General features: G+C 71.0%; 17 protein-coding genes. 10 read left to right on the plus strand and 7 right to left on the minus strand.

The window, feature by feature from the left end:
- Positions 1 to 3: 3 nt before the first annotated feature.
- Together valS and AB0B33_RS04155 are read right to left on the minus strand one after the other, a co-directional pair.
- Positions 4 to 2,514 (minus strand): valine--tRNA ligase, encoded by a 2,511-nt coding sequence (gene valS / locus AB0B33_RS04150; RefSeq protein ID WP_360766611.1) that lies wholly within the window; start codon positions 2,512 to 2,514, stop codon positions 4 to 6.
- 9 nt (positions 2,515 to 2,523) lie between these two features.
- On the minus strand, positions 2,524 to 3,777 hold the full coding sequence (locus tag AB0B33_RS04155; protein ID WP_360766614.1) for an MFS transporter: 1,254 nt from the start codon (positions 3,775 to 3,777) through the stop codon (positions 2,524 to 2,526).
- Between the two features lie 62 nt (positions 3,778 to 3,839).
- Between AB0B33_RS04155 and AB0B33_RS04160 the strand changes: the two genes are divergently transcribed.
- From AB0B33_RS04160 to AB0B33_RS04170, 3 genes are read left to right on the plus strand one after another with little or no spacing between them, the layout of a single operon-like run.
- A complete protein-coding gene (locus tag AB0B33_RS04160; protein WP_247012228.1) occupies positions 3,840 to 4,343 on the plus strand; it encodes a winged helix-turn-helix domain-containing protein in 504 nt (167 codons plus the stop codon).
- Between the two features lie 42 nt (positions 4,344 to 4,385).
- Positions 4,386 to 5,834, plus strand: a complete 1,449-nt coding sequence (hflX, locus tag AB0B33_RS04165) for a GTPase HflX (protein WP_360766617.1) — start codon at positions 4,386 to 4,388, stop codon at positions 5,832 to 5,834.
- 53 nt (positions 5,835 to 5,887) lie between these two features.
- Positions 5,888 to 6,904 (plus strand): esterase-like activity of phytase family protein, encoded by a 1,017-nt coding sequence (locus AB0B33_RS04170; protein WP_360766620.1) that lies wholly within the window; start codon positions 5,888 to 5,890, stop codon positions 6,902 to 6,904.
- 77 nt (positions 6,905 to 6,981) lie between these two features.
- Here AB0B33_RS04170 and lexA read toward each other — a convergent pair whose 3' ends face one another.
- Positions 6,982 to 7,641, minus strand: a complete 660-nt coding sequence (lexA, locus tag AB0B33_RS04175) for a transcriptional repressor LexA (protein WP_169735242.1) — start codon at positions 7,639 to 7,641, stop codon at positions 6,982 to 6,984.
- Positions 7,642 to 8,003: 362 nt separating this feature from the next.
- Here lexA and AB0B33_RS04180 point away from each other — a divergent pair, with 362 nt between their 5' ends.
- The 4 genes from AB0B33_RS04180 (at position 8,004) to AB0B33_RS04195 (ending at position 12,941) form a co-directional block, all read left to right on the plus strand.
- Entirely contained in the window at positions 8,004 to 8,462 is a 459-nt protein-coding gene (locus AB0B33_RS04180; protein ID WP_360766624.1) for a LysM peptidoglycan-binding domain-containing protein, read from the plus strand.
- A 513-nt stretch (positions 8,463 to 8,975) separates the two neighbouring features.
- Positions 8,976 to 9,470, plus strand: coding sequence for a transcriptional regulator NrdR (gene nrdR / locus AB0B33_RS04185; RefSeq protein ID WP_086676168.1), 495 nt, complete (start codon positions 8,976 to 8,978; stop codon positions 9,468 to 9,470).
- A gap of 32 nt (positions 9,471 to 9,502) precedes the next feature.
- The gene (locus AB0B33_RS04190; protein ID WP_360766626.1) at positions 9,503 to 12,319 is read left to right on the plus strand and encodes a vitamin B12-dependent ribonucleotide reductase; all 2,817 of its coding nucleotides are present in this window, start codon (positions 9,503 to 9,505) and stop codon (positions 12,317 to 12,319) included.
- An 88-nt stretch (positions 12,320 to 12,407) separates the two neighbouring features.
- Complete coding sequence (locus tag AB0B33_RS04195; protein ID WP_360766629.1) at positions 12,408 to 12,941, plus strand: hypothetical protein; 534 nt, start codon at positions 12,408 to 12,410, stop codon at positions 12,939 to 12,941.
- On the opposite strand, the gene AB0B33_RS04200 is transcribed toward AB0B33_RS04195, so the two are convergent.
- On the minus strand, positions 12,910 to 14,067 hold the full coding sequence (locus AB0B33_RS04200; RefSeq protein ID WP_360766632.1) for a hypothetical protein: 1,158 nt from the start codon (positions 14,065 to 14,067) through the stop codon (positions 12,910 to 12,912). The two genes, AB0B33_RS04195 and AB0B33_RS04200, sit on opposite strands and share 32 nt — an antisense overlap.
- Positions 14,068 to 14,074: 7 nt before the next feature.
- Positions 14,075 to 14,383 carry a type VII secretion target gene (locus AB0B33_RS04205; RefSeq protein ID WP_360766635.1) on the minus strand — a complete coding sequence of 103 codons (309 nt, stop codon included), beginning with the start codon at positions 14,381 to 14,383 and terminating at the stop codon, positions 14,075 to 14,077.
- A gap of 61 nt (positions 14,384 to 14,444) precedes the next feature.
- On the opposite strand from AB0B33_RS04205, the gene AB0B33_RS04210 reads away from it, so the two are divergent.
- Positions 14,445 to 15,116 carry a ferritin-like domain-containing protein gene (locus AB0B33_RS04210; RefSeq protein WP_360766638.1) on the plus strand — a complete coding sequence of 224 codons (672 nt, stop codon included), beginning with the start codon at positions 14,445 to 14,447 and terminating at the stop codon, positions 15,114 to 15,116.
- Here the strand turns inward: AB0B33_RS04210 and AB0B33_RS04215 are convergent.
- Positions 15,078 to 15,653 (minus strand): helix-turn-helix domain-containing protein, encoded by a 576-nt coding sequence (locus AB0B33_RS04215; protein WP_360766641.1) that lies wholly within the window; start codon positions 15,651 to 15,653, stop codon positions 15,078 to 15,080. The genes AB0B33_RS04210 and AB0B33_RS04215 overlap by 39 nt on opposite strands.
- Positions 15,654 to 15,731: 78 nt before the next feature.
- Between AB0B33_RS04215 and AB0B33_RS04220 the strand changes: the two genes are divergently transcribed.
- Both AB0B33_RS04220 and AB0B33_RS04225 read left to right on the plus strand, forming a co-directional pair.
- Positions 15,732 to 16,343 (plus strand): NAD(P)H-dependent oxidoreductase, encoded by a 612-nt coding sequence (locus AB0B33_RS04220; protein WP_360766644.1) that lies wholly within the window; start codon positions 15,732 to 15,734, stop codon positions 16,341 to 16,343.
- Positions 16,343 to 16,657, plus strand: coding sequence for a multidrug efflux SMR transporter (locus AB0B33_RS04225; protein ID WP_360766647.1), 315 nt, complete (start codon positions 16,343 to 16,345; stop codon positions 16,655 to 16,657). The genes AB0B33_RS04220 and AB0B33_RS04225 overlap by 1 nt, the downstream gene beginning before the upstream one ends.
- On the opposite strand, the gene AB0B33_RS04230 is transcribed toward AB0B33_RS04225, so the two are convergent.
- Positions 16,647 to 18,659 (minus strand): prolyl oligopeptidase family serine peptidase, encoded by a 2,013-nt coding sequence (locus AB0B33_RS04230; RefSeq protein WP_360766650.1) that lies wholly within the window; start codon positions 18,657 to 18,659, stop codon positions 16,647 to 16,649. The two genes, AB0B33_RS04225 and AB0B33_RS04230, sit on opposite strands and share 11 nt — an antisense overlap.
- Between the last annotated feature and the right edge of the window lie 36 nt (positions 18,660 to 18,695).

An 18,695-nucleotide genomic window follows, 5' to 3' on the forward strand; every position in this document is an offset into this window, starting at 1 on the left:
GCCTCAGATCTTCGCTTCCACCGCGAACTCGCCTTCGCGCGTCTCCACCGAAGCGATCGCGCCCGCGACGCGGATGTCCGCCTGGATGTCCGCGAACCGCGCCAGCAGCTCGGCCGGGCCGGTGACCGTCAGCGTCTCGACGGCGGTCCGCATCGACACCTTCGCGTCCGTCTTCGCCCGCCGGACCGCCGCGATCACCGCGCCGGCCAGGGAAAGCAGCTCCGGGTCGCCGCCGGACGACGACGCCGTGGGCCACCCGGCCCGGTGCACCGAGCCCTCCTGCCACCACGACCAGACTTCTTCGGTCGCGAACGGCAGGAACGGCGCGAACAGCCGCAGCACCGCCGACAACGCCGTCACCAGCGCCGCCTGCGCCGACGAAGCCGCCGCCGGGCCGAGGTCGCCGTACGCGCGGCCCTTCACCAGCTCGACGTAGTCGTCGCAGAACGTCCAGAAGAACGTCTCCGTCACCTGCAGCGCCCGCGCGTAGTCCAGCGCCTCCAACGCCGCGGTCGCCGAGGACACGACGGCGTCCAGCGACGCCAGCAGCGCCCGGTCGAGGGGTTCCCCCACCACCGCGGAAGCGGACGGCACGCCCAGGCCCAGCACGAACCGGCTCGCGTTGAGCAGCTTCGTCGCCAGGCGGCGGCCGACCTTCATCTGCCCTTCGTCCACCGCCGTGTCGACGCCCGGGCGCGCGCTCGCCGCCCAGTAGCGGACCGCGTCGGAGCCGAAGCGCTCCAGCAGGTCCACCGGCGTGATCACGTTGCCGATGGACTTCGACATCTTCTTGCGGTCGGGGTCGAGCACCCAGCCCGCGATCGACGTCTCCCGCCACGGCAGCACGCCGTGCTCGAGCTCCGCGCGCACCGCCGTCGAAAACAGCCAGGTGCGGATGATCTCGTGCGCCTGCGGCCGCAGGTCCATCGGGAACACCCGGGCGAACAAGTCGTCGTCGAGGGTCCACCGGCCGACGATCTGCGGCGTCAGCGACGACGTCGCCCACGTGTCCATCACGTCGGCGTCGGCGACGAACCCGCCGGGCACGCCGCGTTGTTCGGCGGTGAAGCCCGGTGGGACGTCGCTGCTCGGGTCGACCGGCAGGTCTTCGGGCAGCAGGCGGGCGTCGTAGTCCGGTTCGCCGTGCGCGTCGAGCCGGTACCACAGCGGGATCGGCACGCCGAAGAACCGCTGGCGGCTGACCAGCCAGTCGCCGGCGAGGTTCTCCACCCACGACGAGTACCGGACGCGCATGTGCTTCGGCACCCAGTTCAGTTCCTCGCCCCGGGCCAGCATCTTCTCCCGGAACGCCGGGTCGTTGCCGCCGTTGCGCAGGTACCACTGCCGGCTCGCGACGATTTCCAGCGGCTTGTCGCCCTTTTCGTAGAACTTCACCGCATGCGTGATCGGCCGCGGCTCACCGCGCAGGGCGCCGGCTTCGCGCAGCAGGCCGACCAGGATCTCGCGTCCCGTGTGGACGGTCTTGCCGACCAGCGGCGCGTACGCCTCCGCGGGCACGCCGGCGGGCGCGTCGGGCAGGAACCGGCCGTCGCGGCCCAGCACCACCCGCGTCGCCAGCCGCAGCTCGCGCCACCACGTGACGTCCGTGGTGTCGCCGAACGTGCACACCATCGCGATGCCACGGCCCTTCCCGGGATCCGCGAGGTGGTGCGCCACCACGGGCACCTCGACGCCGAACACCGGCGTCCGCACGGACTTCCCGAACAGCGGCTTGAACCGCTCGTCGTCCGGGTGCGCCACCAGCGCGACGCACGCGGGCAGCAGCTCCGGCCGGGTCGTCGCGATCACGACGTCGCCGTCCGGTCCGTCGAACGCGAGGTCGTGGAAGGCGCCCGGGCGTTCGCGGTCCTCCAGCTCGGCCTGCGCGACGGCGGTGCGGAACGACACGTCCCAGAGCGTCGGCGCTTCGGCCTGGTAGGCCTCGCCGCGCTCGAGGTTGCGCAGGAACGCGCGCTGCGAGATCAGCCGCGAGTCGTGCCCGATCGTCTGGTAGGTCATCGTCCAGTCGACCGACAGCCCGAGCTGCCGCCACAGCTGCTCGAACACCTTCTCGTCGGTCTCGGTCAGCGTTTCGCACAGCTCGACGAAGTTCCGCCGCGACACGGCCACGACGTTCTTGCCCGGCTTCTCCGGCGGCCGGAAGTCCGGGTCGTAGGGCAGCGACGGCTCGCAGCGGACGCCGAAGTGGTTCTGCACCCGGCGTTCGGTCGGCAGGCCGTTGTCGTCCCACCCCATCGGGTAGAACACCTCGAGCCCGCGCATCCGCTTGAACCGCGCCAGCACGTCGGTGTGGGTGTAGGAAAAGACGTGCCCGATGTGCAGCGACCCGCTGACCGTCGGCGGGGGAGTGTCGATCGAGTAGACCTCTTCGCGGGTCTTCGTGCGGTCGAAGCGGTAGGCGCCGGTGGACTCCCATACGGGTACCCACTTGGCCTCCAGACCGTCGACACCGACCTTGTCCGGGACTCGCGGGCGCTCGTGTGGGTTGCTCATGAAGCAACTCTAGGCGGCCGGAGAACCGCTTTTCGCCGCGGTCGGCAGGTCGCGCATCGTCCGCAGCGGCGAGCAGACGACCCACAGCGCGGCGGCCGCCTCCCCGGCCGCCGCGACCCAGATCGCCCCGCGCAGCCCGAGCCCTTCGCCGAGCGCGCCGCCCAGCAGACCGCCGAGCGGCAGCGTGCCCCAGACGAGGAACCGGACGCTCGCGTTCATCCGGCCCATCAGCCGGTCCGGGCAGATCGCCTGGCGGTAGGAAACCTGGGCGACGTTGTAGACGATCACCCCGAACCCGTAGACGACCTCGCCGAACGCGGCGAGCACGAGCCGCCAGTCCGCGCCGGTCCAGGGGAGCAGCAGGTGCGCGGGCCAGGACAGCAGCGGGACCAGCCAGATCGTGCGGGCGTGCCCGATCCGGCGGGTCAGCGCGCCGGAGAAGACCGCCCCGAGGATGCCGCCCGCGCCGCCGACGGCGAGCATCACGCCGACCAGCACGGGGGACAGCCCGACGGTACGCGTGAAGAACAGCACCTGGACCGCCACGAACGCGCCGCCGAAGAGGTTCGCCGTCGCCGTGCACGCCACGCTCGACCGCAACGGCTTGTCGGAGAAGACGAACCGCAGCCCTTCCGCGATCTGCTGCCCCAGGCGCGTGTGCCCGGTGGGTTCCGGCGCCGGCTCGGCCGCGCGGATCCGCAGCAGGCACAGCGCCGACGTCAGGTAGCCGAAGGCGGTGACGAGCACCGTGCCGGCCGCGCTGATCAGCTGGACCAGCACGCCCGCGCCGCTCGGCCCGGCGACCTGCGCGACCGACTGGACCGCCTGCAGCTTCGCGTTGCCTTCGAGGAGGTGCTCCCGCCCCACGAGTGAGGGCAGGTACGACTGGTAGGCGACGTCGAAGAACACCGTCGCCACGCCGACGAACAGCATGACGACGACCAGCTGCGCGAGCGTCAGCACGCCCGCCCACCAGGCCAGCGGCACGCTCAGCAGCAGCGCGAAGCGGACGAAGTCGGCCGTGAGCATGACCCGGCGGCGGCGCAGCCGGTCCACCCAGACCCCGGCGGGCAGCCCGATCAGCAGGAACGCGACCGTCTCGGCCGCGGTGAGCAGGCCCATCTCGAACGGTGTCGCGGCCAGCGTCACCGCCGCGAGCAACGGAACCGCCGTGTAGCCGACCGCGGTGCCGAACTGGCTGGCCGTGTCGCCGGCCCAGAGCCGCCGGAAATCGGCGTGGAAGAACAGTGACCCCCTGCGCATGGCGACGAGTGTGCCGCGAGTGATTGGAAAGTGTCAATCACTGTTCGCTCTAGGCTGTGCCGGTGCCACCCGAGAAACGACGTACCGCCACCGAAGCCGAGGCCGCCGCGCTGGCCTCCGGAATACGGCTGCGCATCATCCGGTTGACCTTCTCGGAGGCGCTGACGAACAAGGAGCTGGCGCAGCGGCTGGGCCGGGACCCGGCGACGACGCTGCACCACGTGCGCAGGCTCGTCGACACCGGCTTCCTCGCCGCGCAGCCCCCGCGCCGCGGGACCCGCGGCGCCCGGGAAATCCCGTATCTTTCGACGGGCCTTTCGTGGACACTCGACTCATGCGGTGACAAGGACGTGGAGCAGGCGGTACTCGAGGCCTATCTGGCCGAGATCGCCGACACCGGATTCGAGGGCGTGCACCAGACGCGCCTGGTCGTCCAGGTGGCCCCCGAGGAGCGGGCGGAGCTGGAAACCCGGCTCAACGCCCTGCTCGAGGAGTTCCGCGCGCGCCCCCGCCGTCCCGGCGCCGAGCGCACCGCGGTCTACCTCGCCACCTATCCCAGCACGTAAAAGTTCGGTTCCCGCGGCGAAACGTGGGAACATGGAGGCACGATGACAGATCTGACACACACCGAAGACCACGACGACGACCTGTACGACGGCGACCCGTCGACGGGTGAGATGGAGCTCGAGGACCGGGCGTCGCTGCGCCGGGTCAGGGGACTGTCCACGGAGCTCGAGGACGTCACCGAGGTCGAGTACCGGCAACTGCGGCTCGAACGCGTCGTGCTGGTCGGCGTGTGGACCGAGGGCACGGCCCTGCAGTCCGAGGCGTCGCTGGCCGAGCTGGCGCGCCTGGCCGAGACGGCGGGCTCGGAGGTCCTCGAAGGCCTCATCCAGCGGCGGCCGAAACCGGACCCGGCCACCTACATCGGCTCGGGCAAGGTCAAGGAGCTGCGGGACATCGTCGGCTCCACCGGCGCCGACACCGTGATCTGCGACGGCGAGCTCTCGCCGGGCCAGCTGCGGCAGCTCGAGGAGAAGGTCAAGGTCAAGGTCATCGACCGGACCGCCCTGATCCTCGACATCTTCGCCCAGCACGCCCGGTCCAAGGAGGGCAAGGCGCAGGTCGAGCTGGCCCAGCTGCAGTACCTGATCCCGCGGCTGCGCGGGTGGGGTGCGTCGCTGTCCCGGCAGGCCGGTGGCCGCGCCGGTGGCGCGAACGGCGGCGTGGGCCTGCGCGGTCCCGGTGAGACCAAGCTCGAGACCGACCGGCGGCGGATCAACAAGCGCGTGGCGAAGCTGCGCCGCGAGATCGCCGCGATGGACACCATCCGCGAGACCAAGCGCGGGCGGCGGCTGGCCAACGAGGTGCCCAGCGTGGCGATCGTCGGCTACACCAACGCCGGCAAGTCGAGCCTGCTCAACGCGCTGACCGGGGCCGGGGTGCTGGTGGAGGACGCGCTGTTCGCCACCCTCGACCCGACCACGCGGCGCGCGCAGACCACGGACGGGCGCGGCTACACGCTGACCGACACCGTCGGGTTCGTGCGGCACCTGCCGCACCAGCTGGTCGACGCGTTCCGCTCGACGCTGGAGGAGGCCGCGGACGCGGACCTGCTGCTGCACGTGGTGGACGGGGCCGACCCGGCACCGGAGGAGCAGGTCAGCGCCGTGCGCGAGGTGCTCGGCGAGATCACCCGCAAGCGCAAGGAGCCGCTCCCGCCGGAGCTGCTGGTGATCAACAAGATCGACGCGTCCGACGAGGTCAGCCTCGCCCGGCTGCGGCACGCGCTGGCCGGCTCGGTCCAGGTCTCGGCGCGGACCGGGGCGGGGATCCCGGAGCTCGTCGAAGTGCTCGCCGACCGCCTGCCGCGGCCGGAGGTCACCGTCGAGGTCCTCGTGCCCTACACGCGCGGCGAGCTGGTCGCGCGGGCGCACGCGGACGGCGAAGTCCTCGAAGAGGAACACGCCGAGGACGGCACGCGCCTGCTGGTGCGGGTCCGCCCGGACCTCGCCGCGGCTTTGCGCGAGTTCGAGACCAACTCGACCAGGGCCTGAGACGTCTCCGTAGTGTGCGATCCACTGGGGTCGCACACTACGGAGGTGGCTGGGTGCGCTGGGTGGTCGCTTTCGCGGCGGTTTCGCTGGCTTTGCTGAGCGGGCCCGTCCCGGCTTGGGCGGCTCCGGCTCCGGAGCCGCTGTGCACGATGAAGGACTCGCGGATCGGCGAGCTGTCCGGCCTGGTTTCCGACGGCTCGAAGCTCTACGCGATCAACGACGGCGGCACCAAGGCCCAGGTGTTCGTGCTCGGGCGCGACTGCAAGGTGCAGAAGGTCCTCAGCGACAAGACCGACCCGTTCGACGTCGAGGACCTGGCCCGCACGCCCGACGGGACGCTGTGGCTGTCGGACACCGGCGACAACCTGAAGGGGCGGCTGACGGTCGCCCTGCTGGAAATGAGCCCGGCCGGCAAGGTCACGCTGCACCGCCTCACCTACCCCGACGGCCAGCACGACACCGAAGCGCTGCTGATGGACAAGTCGGGGACGCCGTACCTGATCACCAAGGACGTCCTGGGCGAGGCCCGCGTCTACCGGCCTTCCGGGCCGCTGGCCAGCCCGGGCCCGACGAACCTGGAGAAGGTCGGCTCGCTGAAGATCGAGACGACGGACACCCAGGGCGGGCCGGTCGGGTCGATCGGTTCGGTACTGGTCACCGGCGCCGCTTCGATGGCGGACGGCAGTGTCGTCGCGCTGCGGACGTACACCGACGCCTACGTCTACCCGGTTCCGGACGACGACCTCCTGGCCGCGTTGCAGCGCAACCCCGTCCGGATCCCGTTGCCGGGGGAGAAGCAGGGCGAAGCGATCGCGTTCGACCCCGACGGCACGTTGATCTCCGGTAGCGAAGGGGTGGGTCAGCCCCTCCGCACGGTGCGGGGCGCGGCGGCTCTGGCCGCGCAGTCCGGCGCACCGGCGGAGGGGACGACCTCGACCGGCGCCGGCGCTTCGTCCGGCTCGGGGGACGGGGCCGGGCTCCCCGTCCTGCCCGCTGCCGGGATCACGCTGGCGGTGGTCGGTGTCGGCTGGTTCGGCTTCAGCAGACTGCGTCGCCGTTCTCGCCGCTGACCTCCGGCTCCCCACGGCCGAAGATCATCCGATCCGGTGAACCTCCCGGGCCGTGCGAAAGCCCGGGAGCACCTTTTTCAAAGCCTGCGGAGCACGGCCACGACCTTGCCGAGCACCGTCGCGTCGTCGCCGGGGATCGGCTCGTACGCCTCGTTGTGCGGCATCAGCCAGATGTGGCCGTTCTTGCGCTTGAACGTCTTGACCGTGGCCTCGCCGTCGATCATCGCCGCGACGATCTCGCCGTTGTCCGCGTCCGGCTGCTGCCGGACCACGACCCAGTCGCCGTCGGTGATGGCCGCGTCGATCATCGAGTCGCCCGTGACCTTGAGCAGGAACAGCTCGCCCTCGCCGACGATCTCCCGCGGCAGCGGGAAGACGTCCTCGATGGCCTGCTCGGCCAGCACCGGGCCACCGGCGGCGATCCGGCCGACCAGCGGCACGTACGCCGCCTTCGGCATGACCGGCTGCTGGTCCATCTCGATGCCCATGGGGTTGTCGTCGGTCGCCGAGAGCACCCCGACCGCGCGCGGGCGGTTCGCGTCCCGGCGCAGGTAACCCTTGCGCTGCAGGGCGCGCAGCTGGTGGGAGACCGACGACGTCGACGTCAGCCCGACCGCTTCACCGATTTCACGGACGCTCGGCGGGTAGCCGAAGCGGCTCACCCACGAGCGGATCACGTCGAGGACCTGCTGCTGGCGGACGGTGAGGGTCTCGTCCACGTCGTACACCTCGGGCATGGCGTGCACCTTGCCCGAGCCACCGGGGGACCCACTGGTCCTGCCCGCCTTGTTCTCCTTCGCCACTGCGTCGCCTCCCAGACGTTCGCTGCACGTATCTGCGCGCCGGCCGCCGCCCGCCGGGTGCGGGCAGCCTCGCCGGGCGGCACCTGCCCGGCAGATGCCCTGGTCACCGACGTTAGCCCCCGGGCACGGCGATTTCAAACATCTGTTCGATCGACACGCCGTGTCCGCTCGATTTTGTCGGTGGTAGGTGGTAGACCTTCGCACGGGCGTTCGATAGAACGCCTGTTCGACCTTGATCCGCCGACCGGCCCCGGCCCGCGGAAACAGGCGGACACCAGGGTTTCGAGGAGGTTCGGATGTCCATTCTGGCCGAACGCGGGCCGATGCGCCCGGCGACTCCGGTCCCGGCGCAGCCCCGCCCCGTGCACGTGCTGCGCGGCCGCCGCGGCGAAGTGCAGCGCCCGCCGACCCGCGCCCGGGTCGTGGCGGGCCGCCGCCCGGCCGGCTCGCCCTGCGCGGCGCCCCGCCGGGTGCCGGTGCGGTGGCCGTGGCTCGCCGCGCTCGGCGCCGCGAGCTGCCTGGTGGTCGCCGGTCTCGGCCTGCTGGGCGGCGGCACCCCGGGTGCTCCGGTGCCCGCGCGGACCGCGACGGTGTCGGTCGAGCAGGGCGACACGCTGTCTTCGCTGGCCGCGCGCTTCGCGCCGGAGAGCGAGCCGGGTGCCGTCGTCGCCCGGATCAAGGAGCTCAACCGCCTGGACCAAGCCGTCCTCGTGCCCGGGCTGCCCCTCACGGTCCCGGTCGCCGACGCACCCTGAGCCGCCTCCCTTCTCCGGGGATGCCGAGTCCGGCTCGCCGCGAAACGGCGTTACCGGCCTGGGTGGGCACGTTCGACGGCGCCGGCCAAGATTCACTCGGCCCGGTGAAATCACCAGCCGGTCCGACGGAGTGCCGCCGCGACGGCTTGCCGCGTCGGCGAAACCGGCTCGGGCCGCTCCGGTCCATTCGCGACAGGAGCCGCCGGGACGGCGTTCGCACCCCCTCCCGCGGGAGGTCTCACCCGGCCGGGTCCGACACGCCGTTGCAGCTTGCGCGAGCTCGCGCCGAGTTCTACTGTCGCCCGCTATATGTAGTAGTTACACCGCTGTAGTTGGTCCACAGGTTGGGGTAGACTGGGCAGCAGTTGTCCACAGCTGGCCGTCTTTCACCCACCGGATGTCCACAAGTCGATCACCAGGTGCAGGGGTACCGGGCGGTCGCGGCACGGCCACGCGTGGTGGCCGGGGGACGTCGACCGGGGCGGGCGGCGATGAGGGGAAGGTGATCGGCGGATGAGGTGCCCGTTCTGCCGGCATGCGGACTCCCGGGTCGTCGACTCCCGAGAGGTGGATGAAGGCCAGGCGATCCGCAGGCGGCGCTCGTGCGCGTCGTGCGGACGGCGGTTCACGACGTCGGAGACGATGGTGCTCGCCGTCGTCAAGCGGTCCGGGGTCACCGAACAGTTCAGCCGGGACAAGGTGGTGAGCGGCGTCCGCCGCGCCTGCCAGGGCAGGCCGGTCGACGACGACGCGCTGCAGCAGCTCGCGCAGCGCGTGGAGGAGTCGATCCGCTCCGCCGGTCTGGCGGAGATCCCGAGTCACGAGGTCGGCCTGGCCATCCTGGGCCCGCTGCGTGAGCTCGACGGGGTCGCCTACCTCCGGTTCGCCAGCGTCTACCGCTCCTTCTCGTCCGTCGAGGACTTCGAGAAGGAGATCGCCGATCTGCGTGAGGCCATGGCGGGTTCTGCTGCTCCGGAGGAGAGCGATCAGCGCGAAGACGGCGATTGAGCCGTCCCGCTGCGGGAGTGAGGGTTCGACCGATGACCGAAACCGTGGGAACCGGGACCGGCGCGGCCGCCGGCAAGAAGAGCAAGGCAGCCGGCGGGCTGAGCGTGAAGCGCGTCTTCACCACCGAAGGGCAGCACCCCTACGACCAGGTGACCTGGGAACAGCGCGACGTCGTGATGACGAACTGGCGCGACGGCTCGGTCAACTTCGAGCAGCGCGGCGTGGAGTTCCCCGACTTCTGGTCGGTCAACGCCACCAACATCGTCACCAGCAAGTACTTCCGCGGCGCCGTCGGCAGCCCGCAGCGCGAGCGCAGCCTCAAGCAGCTGATCGACCGGGTCGTGAAGACCTACGTCAAGGCCGCGCTCGACCACGGCTACTTCACCTCGCCGCAGGACCTCGAAATCTTCGAGCACGAGCTCACCTGGATGCTGCTGCACCAGGTCTTCAGCTTCAACTCCCCGGTCTGGTTCAACGTCGGCACGGCGTCGAAGCAGCAGGTCAGCGCCTGTTTCATCCTCGCCGTCGACGACACGATGGAGTCGATCCTCAACTGGTACCGCGAAGAAGGCCTGATCTTCAAGGGCGGCTCCGGCGCGGGCCTGAACCTCTCCCGCATCCGGTCCTCGAAGGAACTGCTCACCTCCGGCGGCACCGCGTCGGGCCCGGTCTCGTTCATGCGCGGCGCCGACGCGTCCGCGGGCACCATCAAGTCCGGCGGCGCCACCCGGCGCGCGGCGAAGATGGTCGTGCTCGACATCGACCACCCGGACATCGAAGAGTTCGTCCGGACGAAGGCCCGCGAAGAGGAGAAGATCAAGGTCCTCCGCGACGCCGGGTTCGACATGGACCTCTCCGGCGCGGACATCTCCTCGGTACAGTACCAGAACGCGAACAACTCGGTTCGCGTGTCCGACGAGTTCATGCAGGCGGTCGAGAACGGCACCGACTTCGGCCTGCGCGCCCGGCTCACCGGCGAGGTGATCGACCGGACCGACGCGAAGAAGCTGTTCCGCGGCGTCGCGCAGGCCGCGTGGGAGTGCGCCGACCCCGGCATCCAGTACGACGGCACGATCAACGACTGGCACACCTGCCCGGAGTCCGGCCGGATCACCGCGTCGAACCCGTGCAGCGAGTACATGCACCTCGACAACTCGAGCTGCAACCTCGCGTCGCTGAACCTGCTCAAGTTCGTCACGCCCGAAGGCACGTTCGACGCGCCGCTGTTCGCCCGCGCGGTCGAGTTCGTCATCACCGCGATGGACGTCTCGATCTGCTTCGCGGACTTCCCGACCGAGCCGATCGCCGACACCACGCGGAAGTTCCGCCAGCTCGGCATCGGCTACGCGAACCTCGGCGCGCTGCTGATGGCGCTGGGCCACGCGTACGACTCCGACGGCGGCCGCGCGCTCGCGGCGTCGATCACGTCGCTGATGACGGGTGTTTCCTACCGCCGCTCGGCCGAAATGGCCCAGGCGGTCGGCGCGTACGAGGGCTACGCGCGCAACGCCGAATCGCACCAGCGCGTGATGCGCAAGCACGCGGCGGCGAACGAGCTCGTCCGCACCTACCACTCGAACGACGCCGCGGTCCGCGCGCTGGCGACGCAGGAGTGGAAGAAGGGCATCGACATCGGCACGAAGCACGGCTGGCGCAACGCGCAGGCGTCCGTGCTCGCGCCCACCGGCACCATCGGCTTCATGATGGACTGCGACACGACCGGCATCGAGCCGGACTTCTCGCTGGTCAAGTTCAAGAAGCTCGTCGGCGGCGGCTCGATGCAGATCGTCAACCAGACGGTGCCGCGCGCGCTCGAAGCGCTGGGTTACCAGGCCGAGCAGGTCGAGGCGATCGTCGAGTTCGTCGCGCAGAACGGCCACGTCGTCGACGCGCCGGGCCTGCGTCCCGAGCACTACGAGGTGTTCGACTGCGCGGTCGGCGAGCGCTCGATCGCGCCGATGGGCCACGTCCGGATGATGGCCGCGGTGCAGCCGTTCCTGTCGGGCGCCATCTCGAAGACGGTCAACATGCCGGAGTCGGCGACGGTCGAAGAGGTCGAGGAGATCTACTTCCAGGGCTGGAAGCTCGGCCTCAAGGCCCTCGCGATCTACCGCGACAACTGCAAGGTCGGCCAGCCGCTGTCGACGGCCAAGAAGGACAAGGCCGTGGCGGAGCCGGAGAAGGTCGTCGAGTACCGCCCGGTCCGCAAGCGCCTGCCGAAGAAGCGCCCGAGCCAGACGGTGTCGTTCACGGTCGGCGGCGCCGAGGGCTACCTGACGGCGGGTTCGTACCCGGACGACGGCCTCGGCGAGATCTTCGTCAAACTGGGCAAGCAGGGTTCGACCCTGGCGGGCGTGATGGACGCGTTCTCGATGTCCATTTCGGTCGGCCTCCAGCACGGCATCCCGCTCGAGTTCTACGTCTCGAAGTTTTCGAACCTGCGCTTCGAGCCGGCCGGCATGACCGACGACCCGGACATCCGCATCGCGACGAGTGTGATGGACTACCTCTTCCGCCGCCTGGCCCTGGACTACCTGCCGCACGAAAAGCGCACGCAGCTGGGCATCCTGTCGGCGGACGAGCGTTCGGCGGAGGTCGAGGCGAACTACGGCACGCCGTCGAACGTCGACCTCGAGGCCCTGCAGTCCACAGTGGACTCCTCGCCGGAGCCGCACGCGGAGGAAACGGACCACCCCCACCGCGAAGCCCAGACGACGACGGAGCTGATGGAGCTCCGCCTCGGCAAGGCCGCGGACGCCCCGCTGTGCATGACGTGCGGAACGAAGATGCGCCCGGCAGGCTCGTGCTACGCCTGCGAGGGCTGCGGCGCGACTTCGGGTTGTAGCTGACGGCGCCGGGTGGCGGGACGCACGCGCGTCCCGTCACCCGGCTCGGCCCGGCGGGCAAACGCGTTGACCCCGCGCGAATACTGGACGGGTGGAGTATGTCCTGGCCGGCTACGCGGCGCTTCCCCGATCGAGCACCGTCTCGGTGAGCGCCTGCCTGGCCGACCTGGTCCCCGCCGAGCCGGACTGGGACGACTGGTTCCCCGACGCCGCCGCGGCCGCTCGCACCGGCCACGCGGTCTACGAGATCGGCTTCCCGGCGAAGGACGTACCGGTGCTGCTCGCGGAGTTCGCGGCCGCCGGCGCGGGCGGCCTGCCGGACCGCCTGGCCAGCGCCGAACCGCCGCACCACCTCGGCGACGGAAAGCTGCTGGGCTTCGAGCCGGTGGGCTTCGACTGCGGTCTCTGCCACTCCTGGGGCTGCCTCGGCGGTCTGATCGACGACGTCCGCCGCGCCACCGGCATTCGTGCCCGCGACGGCCTGATCGAGGATGAAGCCGCCGCCGTCGAGGCGGCCCGCTGGCTCACGGCGTCCGGCCTCGGCGACCCGAAGGTCTTCTTCTGGACCCCGGCGGTGCTGATCGGCGTGCCGGCTACTCCACTCCGTGGGACAGGCCCTGGATGATGAAGTTGCGCGCCAGCCCGACGTGGTGCAAGCGCTCGATCTCCGCTTGGTCGAACTCGATGTCCACGTACGGGACCTTGATCGGCCCGCGGGGCGGCCCGAAGACGTACGGCTTGAGCACCCCGATCGTGTAGTGCGTGCGCCGCCGTCCGTCGGCCCGGGTCGCGCGGCCCAGGACGCGGTAGCGGAAGTCGTTCATCGCGTACCACCAGTCTTCGCTCTGCGTGGCGCCGCTGCCGTCGTCCTGGACGTCGGTGTTCTGCCAGCCGGTGTCGAAGTAGCCCTCGTCCGGCGCCGAGCGCAGGGCGTTCTGGACGATCGCTTCGAACAGCGGGAGATCGCGACGGATTTCCGCCGGGCTGACGTACTTCGTGGCCCCGGAGCTCCGCAGCCAGTGGCGGAGGTGGTCGCCGCCGTGCGGCCGGCCCGTGACGCTCAGGATCCCGGCGGCGTCGGCCAGCACGACCCGCAGGCCTTCGTCGTCCTTCGTGGCGGTCAGGTCGCCCCGCGGCTGCTCGGCCGTGTCGGTGTGGGCCTCCTCGACCGGCTGGAAGCGGTTGGCCTCGTCGACGACCTCCTGCGCGGCGATCTTGGCCTGCCGCAGGTGCTCGTCCGCGTCGGCGACCGACGGGATGCGCTCCACCGAAGGCGACGGCGGGTGCCACAGCAGCGACGCCGTCTTCCGGTCGACGACGTCGGCCAGGTGGAGCAGCTTGTGGACGGTGCCCTGTGCGTTCATCATCCGCACGATCGGCGGGCGGTCCCACGGGAACAGGTCCGGCTCGTGGTCGAACGAAACGCCGCCGTCGTCGTGCACGGTCGCCCACATCTCCGGCTCGGGGAGCCCCGCCTGCCAGATCCCGTGGTGTGCCGCCTCGAGCAGCACGGCGTTGGCGTCGACGTACTTCTGCGTGGCACCCAGGCGGTCGCCGGCCTGGTGCACGGCGGCGCGCGCGGCGTCGCCTCCGCTGCCCCGCCACGCCGGATCGTCGACGGGCCGCACCACCGTCCGGTCGAAGTCGGCGACCTGGCCGCTCAGGGCGTCGGCGAGCGAGCGCCAGCCTTCCGCGCACTGGTTGAGCCGGCCGATCGGGAAATCCTTGAGTGCCCGGTAATCCGCTCGCATGGCCCCCCTAGCCCAAGATCGCTCGCAGCTTCTCGCTGTGCGTCTTTTCCGCGCCGGCGTAGAGTTTCGACGCTTTGTCGATGTTCCGGCCGAGATCGCGGATGTTCTCGGCGAGCGCGTGCAAGGAGCCTTCCCAGGGCGCGATCATCGCGCGGACTTCGTCGCCGACCGCCCAGTCCCCCTCGGGCAGTCTCAGCGGGGAAGCGTCCGCGACGGCGTCACCCGCTTGCGCGGTGTCATGCGCGACCCGCCCCGCGGCGGCGGCGATTTCCCCCAGCGCGGCCGGTTCGACCGTGTAGCCGTCTTCGATCGACATCGGAGCCCCCACCTCGTAAGTCGAATGCCGAGCAGTTTACGCGCGCGGCATCATCGACGCGATGACTTACGCACAGTGGCTCCAGGACTTCGAAATCGAAGCCGAACGCCGTGAACAGCGCGAAGATCCGCACTGGGCGCGGGGTGCGCGCCTGCATCCCGACGTCGCGAAGAGCATCCAGCGGTTCCAGGTCGGCGAAGCCGGCGACGGGGCCAACCTCATCGCGAAAGCCGGCAGCGGCGACTACCTCGCCGCCGTGAAGCTCTTCGTCGCCGAGGAGCAGAACCACGCGCGGATGCTCGCCGAGCTGCTGGCCGCCGCCGGGGTGCCGACCATCGGGGCGCACTGGTCCGACACTGTGTTCGTCCGGTTGCGGCGCGCGCTCGGGCTGCGGCTGGAACTCATGGTGCTGCTCATCGCCGAAGTCGTCGCGCTGCGGTACTACCGCGCCCTGCGTGACGGCGGCGGCGCTCCGCTCCTCACCGAAGTCGCCGCCCGGATCCTCGCCGACGAAGAGCGGCACGTGCCCTTCCACTGCCACCGGCTGCGCGGCGAGTTCCCGAAAGCCGTGCGTGCCCTCGTGTTCGGGGCCTGGCGGGTCCTGCTGCTCGGCGTCACGATCACCGTCGCGGCCGACCACGGCCGCGCCTTGCGGCAGCTCGGCGTCGGGCGGCGGGAGTTCACCGTCGACGTCCTAGCCGCCTTCGACGCCGCCCTCGCGAGGCTCCAGTAACCCGGCCAGCTTCCGCAGCGCCGCTGTGATCCGCGTCGGCGACACGCCTCGCGACGTCTGGTGCAGGAACAGTTCCGGTGCCAGCGGCGCCAGGAGGACGTCCGCCAGCACCTCCGGATCGGCGACCCCCGCCGCCTCCGCCAGGACCCGTACGTGCGTGCGCCAGAACCCGTACGCGCCCGTCGTGAACCGCGAGTGGCCGACCTCCGCGCCCAGCACCAGGTGCGCGTGCCGCTCCAGCAACCCCACCATCGCCTCGTAGAACGCCGCCAGCCGCGCGGGTGGGGGAGCGCCCGGGCCCAGCGGGGGCTCGCCGCGCAGCAGGGACTCCTGCAGGCGGCGCTCGTGCTCGTCCAGCAGCGCCACCGCGATCGACGCGCGGTCCGGGTAGCGGCGGTACAGCGTTCCGCGGCCGACGCCGGCCGCGCGGGCGATGTCCTCCATCGTCACCTCGGCCGCGCCGCGGGCGGTGAACAGCTGCTCGGCCGCGGCCAGGATCTTGGCGCGGTTGCGGGCCGCGTCGGCGCGTTCGGGCATGTCCGCGAGCCTAGGGAATAACCGGACGGGGTGTCCAGTTGAGCGGAAGTGGACAAGGCGTCCACTTGAGGAGGAACCGTGACCCACCTGCTGCACCTCGACTCCAGCGCCCGCCGCCGGTCGTTCTCCCGCGAGCTTTCCGCCCGCTACGCCGAAGCCTGGGACGGCACCCGGACCTACCGCGACCTCGCCGCCGACCCGGTGCCGGTGATCGGCGAAGCCTGGACGGAGATCTGCGACGCGCTCCTGACCCGCGGCATCACCGACCCGGCCCGGTACGCCGAAGCCGTCGAGACGCCGGAACAGCGCACGGCCTGGGCGGTCGTCGAGCCGCTCCTGGCCGAACTGCTCGAAGCCGACGTCGTGCTGATCGGCGCGCCGATGTACAACTTCTCGATCCCGGCCGCCCTCAAGACCTGGATCGACCAGGTGACGTTCCCGCGGATGTCCCTCAGGGGCACGGCGTTCGTCATCGCCGGCGCCCGCGGCGGAACGTACGCGCCCGGCACCCCGCGGGCCCCCTTCGACCACCACGAGCGCTACCTGCGGGACTTCATCGCCGGGCACTACGACGTCGACGACGTCCGCTTCGTGCACGCCGAGCTCACCAACGCCCTGGTCGACCCGCACCTGGCCGCGCGTGAAGACGAGCGCGTCGCTTCGCGCGAAGCCGCGTTCAGGGCGCTCTGATGGGCTGGGTGACGCTCGTCTTCGCCGGGTTCGTCGAGATCGCCTGGTCGCAGAGCATCAAACCGACGGAGAACTTCACCCGGCCGTGGCCGACGCTGCTGTGCTTCGTGCTCGGCGCGGCCGCCGTCTACCTGCTCTCCCGCGCGATGGACACCGTCCCGGTGGGCACGGCCTACGCCGTGTTCACCGGGATCGGTGCCGTCGGGGCGATCGTGCTCGGCGTTGTCGTCAACAAGGATCCGCTGAGCGTCGGCCGGGTGGCCGCGCTGGCCCTCGTCGTCGGCGGCGTCGTGCTCGCGCGCGTCACTTCGTGAGCTGCTCCCACAGGAACTCGAACACCAGCGCCCACTTGAACGCCAGCTGCTCGTTGTCCGCCGCGGCACCGTGGCCGCCCTCGATGTTTTCGTGATACCGGACGTCGTGCCCCTGCTCACGCATCCGCGCCACCATCTTGCGGGCGTGGGCGGGGTGCACGCGGTCGTCGCGCGTCGACGTCACGAACAGCGAAGGCGGGTACGAACGTCCACTGTGGACGTTCTGGTACGGCGAGTACTGCGAGATGTACTCCCATTCCGCGGCCTCGTCCGGGTCGCCGTACTCGGCCATCCAGGACGCGCCGGCCAGCAGCAGGTGGTAGCGGCGCATGTCCAGCAGCGGCACCTGGCTGACGATCGCGCCGAACCGCTCCGGGTAGCGCGTCAGCATCACGCCCATCAGCAGCCCGCCGTTGCTGCCGCCCTGGATCCCCAGCTTCGCCGGCGTCGTGATGCCGCGCTCGACCAGGTCCGCGGCCACCGCGGCGAAGTCCTCGTAGACGCGGTGGCGCTCGGCCTTGATCGCCTGCGTGTGCCAGCCGGGCCCGTACTCGCCGCCGCCGCGGATGTTCGCGACGACGTACGTGCCGCCGCGCGAAAGCCAGCCGCGGCCGATCATCCCGCTGTAGGACGGCGTCAGCGACACCTCGAAGCCGCCGTAACCGGTCAGCAGGGTCGGGCCACCCTCGGCGCCGGACGGCCGGACGACGAAGTACGGGATCTTCGTGCCGTCCTCCGACGTCGCGAAGTACTGCGCCACGCTCATGCCCGAAGCGTCGAAGAACGCCGGAGCCTGCTTCAGCACTTCGACCTCTTCGCCGACGTGGCCGTAGCTCAGCGTCGACGGCTGCAGGAAGCCGCTGGAGTTGATCAGGTACTCGTCGCTGACGTCGGGATCGGTGTCGAAGATGTCCGCGCTGCCGAACTCGGGTCCGCCGGACAGGGGTTCCTCGGTCCAGCCGTCCGGTCCCGGGGTGAGCGTGCGCAGCTCGGTGCGGACGTCGCGCAGCGTGCCCAGCAGCAGGTGGTTGCGCGTCCAGGCCCAGTAGTCGAGCGACGTGTGCTCGTCCGGCGTGAACAGCGTGGCGAAGGTGCGGTCGCCGGCCATGAAGTCGTCGAAGCGGATGCCGATCAGCGAGCCGGCCGGGTGCTCGGTGCCCTCGACCGTCCACGCCGTGCGCGGCCGGACCAGCAGCCATTCGCGGTGCACGGACGCGCTCGCGTCGTCGGGGACGTCGATCTTGACGAGCGCGCCGCCCGTCCGCAGGTACAGCTCCGAGCGGTAGAAGTCGATCGCGCGGCTGACGAAGTCGCGCTCGAAGCCCTCGGTCGGGTCGTGGGACGCGCCGATCGAGACGTCGTCGGGCTTGCCCTCGTAGACCAGGGTCGCGGCTTCGAGCGGCGTGCCGCGCCGCCACTCCTTCGCCAGCCGCGGGTAGCCGGAGCTGGTCAGCGTGCCCGGGCCGAAGTCCGTTCCCAGGTAGACGCGGTCCTCGTCGATCCAGCCGATCCGCGTCTTGGCCTCGGGGACGGTGAAGCCGTCCTCGACGAACTCGTGCGCGTCGAGGTCGAACTCGCGCACGACGGTGGCGTCCGCGCCGCCGCGGGACAGCTCGACCAGGCCGCGCCGGTAGCCCGGCCGCAGCACGGTGGCGCCCTGCCAGACCCAGTTCTCGCCCTCGGCCTCGGCCAGCGCGTCGACGTCGAGCAGCAGCTCCCACTCGGGCTCGGCCTGCCGGTAGGACGCCAGCGTCGTGCGCCGCCACAGGCCGCGCGGGTGGCTCGCGTCCTGCCAGAAGTTGTAGAGGAACTCGCCGCGGCGGCGCACGTACGGGATCCGGTCGTCGGCGTCGAGCACTTCGCGCAGCTCGTCGCGCACCTCGGCGAAACGCGCTCCGGTGGTCAGCTCGGCCAGCGCCTCACCGTTGCGGGCGCGCACCCAGTCCAGCGCGTCGTCGCCGGTCACGTCTTCCAGCCACAGGTACGGGTCCTCGACACTCATGCCCCCAGTCTTGTCCGAGAGCGGCCCTGGCGGCCA

This window comes from Amycolatopsis sp. NPDC049159, assembly GCF_040648295.1.
Lineage (GTDB): Bacteria > Actinomycetota > Actinomycetes > Mycobacteriales > Pseudonocardiaceae > Amycolatopsis > Amycolatopsis pretoriensis_A.

What these genes read in the sequence shown, in the direction of transcription:
- valS (WP_360766611.1), bottom strand. Translation starts at nt 2,514, where the DNA reads ATGAGCAACCCACACGAGCGCCCGCGAGTCCCGGACAAGGTCGGTGTC.
- AB0B33_RS04155 (WP_360766614.1), bottom strand. Translation starts at nt 3,777, where the DNA reads ATGCGCAGGGGGTCACTGTTCTTCCACGCCGATTTCCGGCGGCTCTGG.
- hflX (WP_360766617.1), top strand. Translation starts at nt 4,386, where the DNA reads ATGACAGATCTGACACACACCGAAGACCACGACGACGACCTGTACGAC.
- lexA (WP_169735242.1), bottom strand. Translation starts at nt 7,641, where the DNA reads ATGCCCGAGGTGTACGACGTGGACGAGACCCTCACCGTCCGCCAGCAG.
- AB0B33_RS04180 (WP_360766624.1), top strand. Translation starts at nt 8,004, where the DNA reads ATGTCCATTCTGGCCGAACGCGGGCCGATGCGCCCGGCGACTCCGGTC.
- nrdR (WP_086676168.1), top strand. Translation starts at nt 8,976, where the DNA reads ATGAGGTGCCCGTTCTGCCGGCATGCGGACTCCCGGGTCGTCGACTCC.
- AB0B33_RS04190 (WP_360766626.1), top strand. Translation starts at nt 9,503, where the DNA reads ATGACCGAAACCGTGGGAACCGGGACCGGCGCGGCCGCCGGCAAGAAG.
- AB0B33_RS04200 (WP_360766632.1), bottom strand. Translation starts at nt 14,067, where the DNA reads ATGCGAGCGGATTACCGGGCACTCAAGGATTTCCCGATCGGCCGGCTC.
- AB0B33_RS04205 (WP_360766635.1), bottom strand. Translation starts at nt 14,383, where the DNA reads ATGTCGATCGAAGACGGCTACACGGTCGAACCGGCCGCGCTGGGGGAA.
- AB0B33_RS04210 (WP_360766638.1), top strand. Translation starts at nt 14,445, where the DNA reads ATGACTTACGCACAGTGGCTCCAGGACTTCGAAATCGAAGCCGAACGC.
- AB0B33_RS04215 (WP_360766641.1), bottom strand. Translation starts at nt 15,653, where the DNA reads ATGCCCGAACGCGCCGACGCGGCCCGCAACCGCGCCAAGATCCTGGCC.
- AB0B33_RS04225 (WP_360766647.1), top strand. Translation starts at nt 16,343, where the DNA reads ATGGGCTGGGTGACGCTCGTCTTCGCCGGGTTCGTCGAGATCGCCTGG.
- AB0B33_RS04230 (WP_360766650.1), bottom strand. Translation starts at nt 18,659, where the DNA reads ATGAGTGTCGAGGACCCGTACCTGTGGCTGGAAGACGTGACCGGCGAC.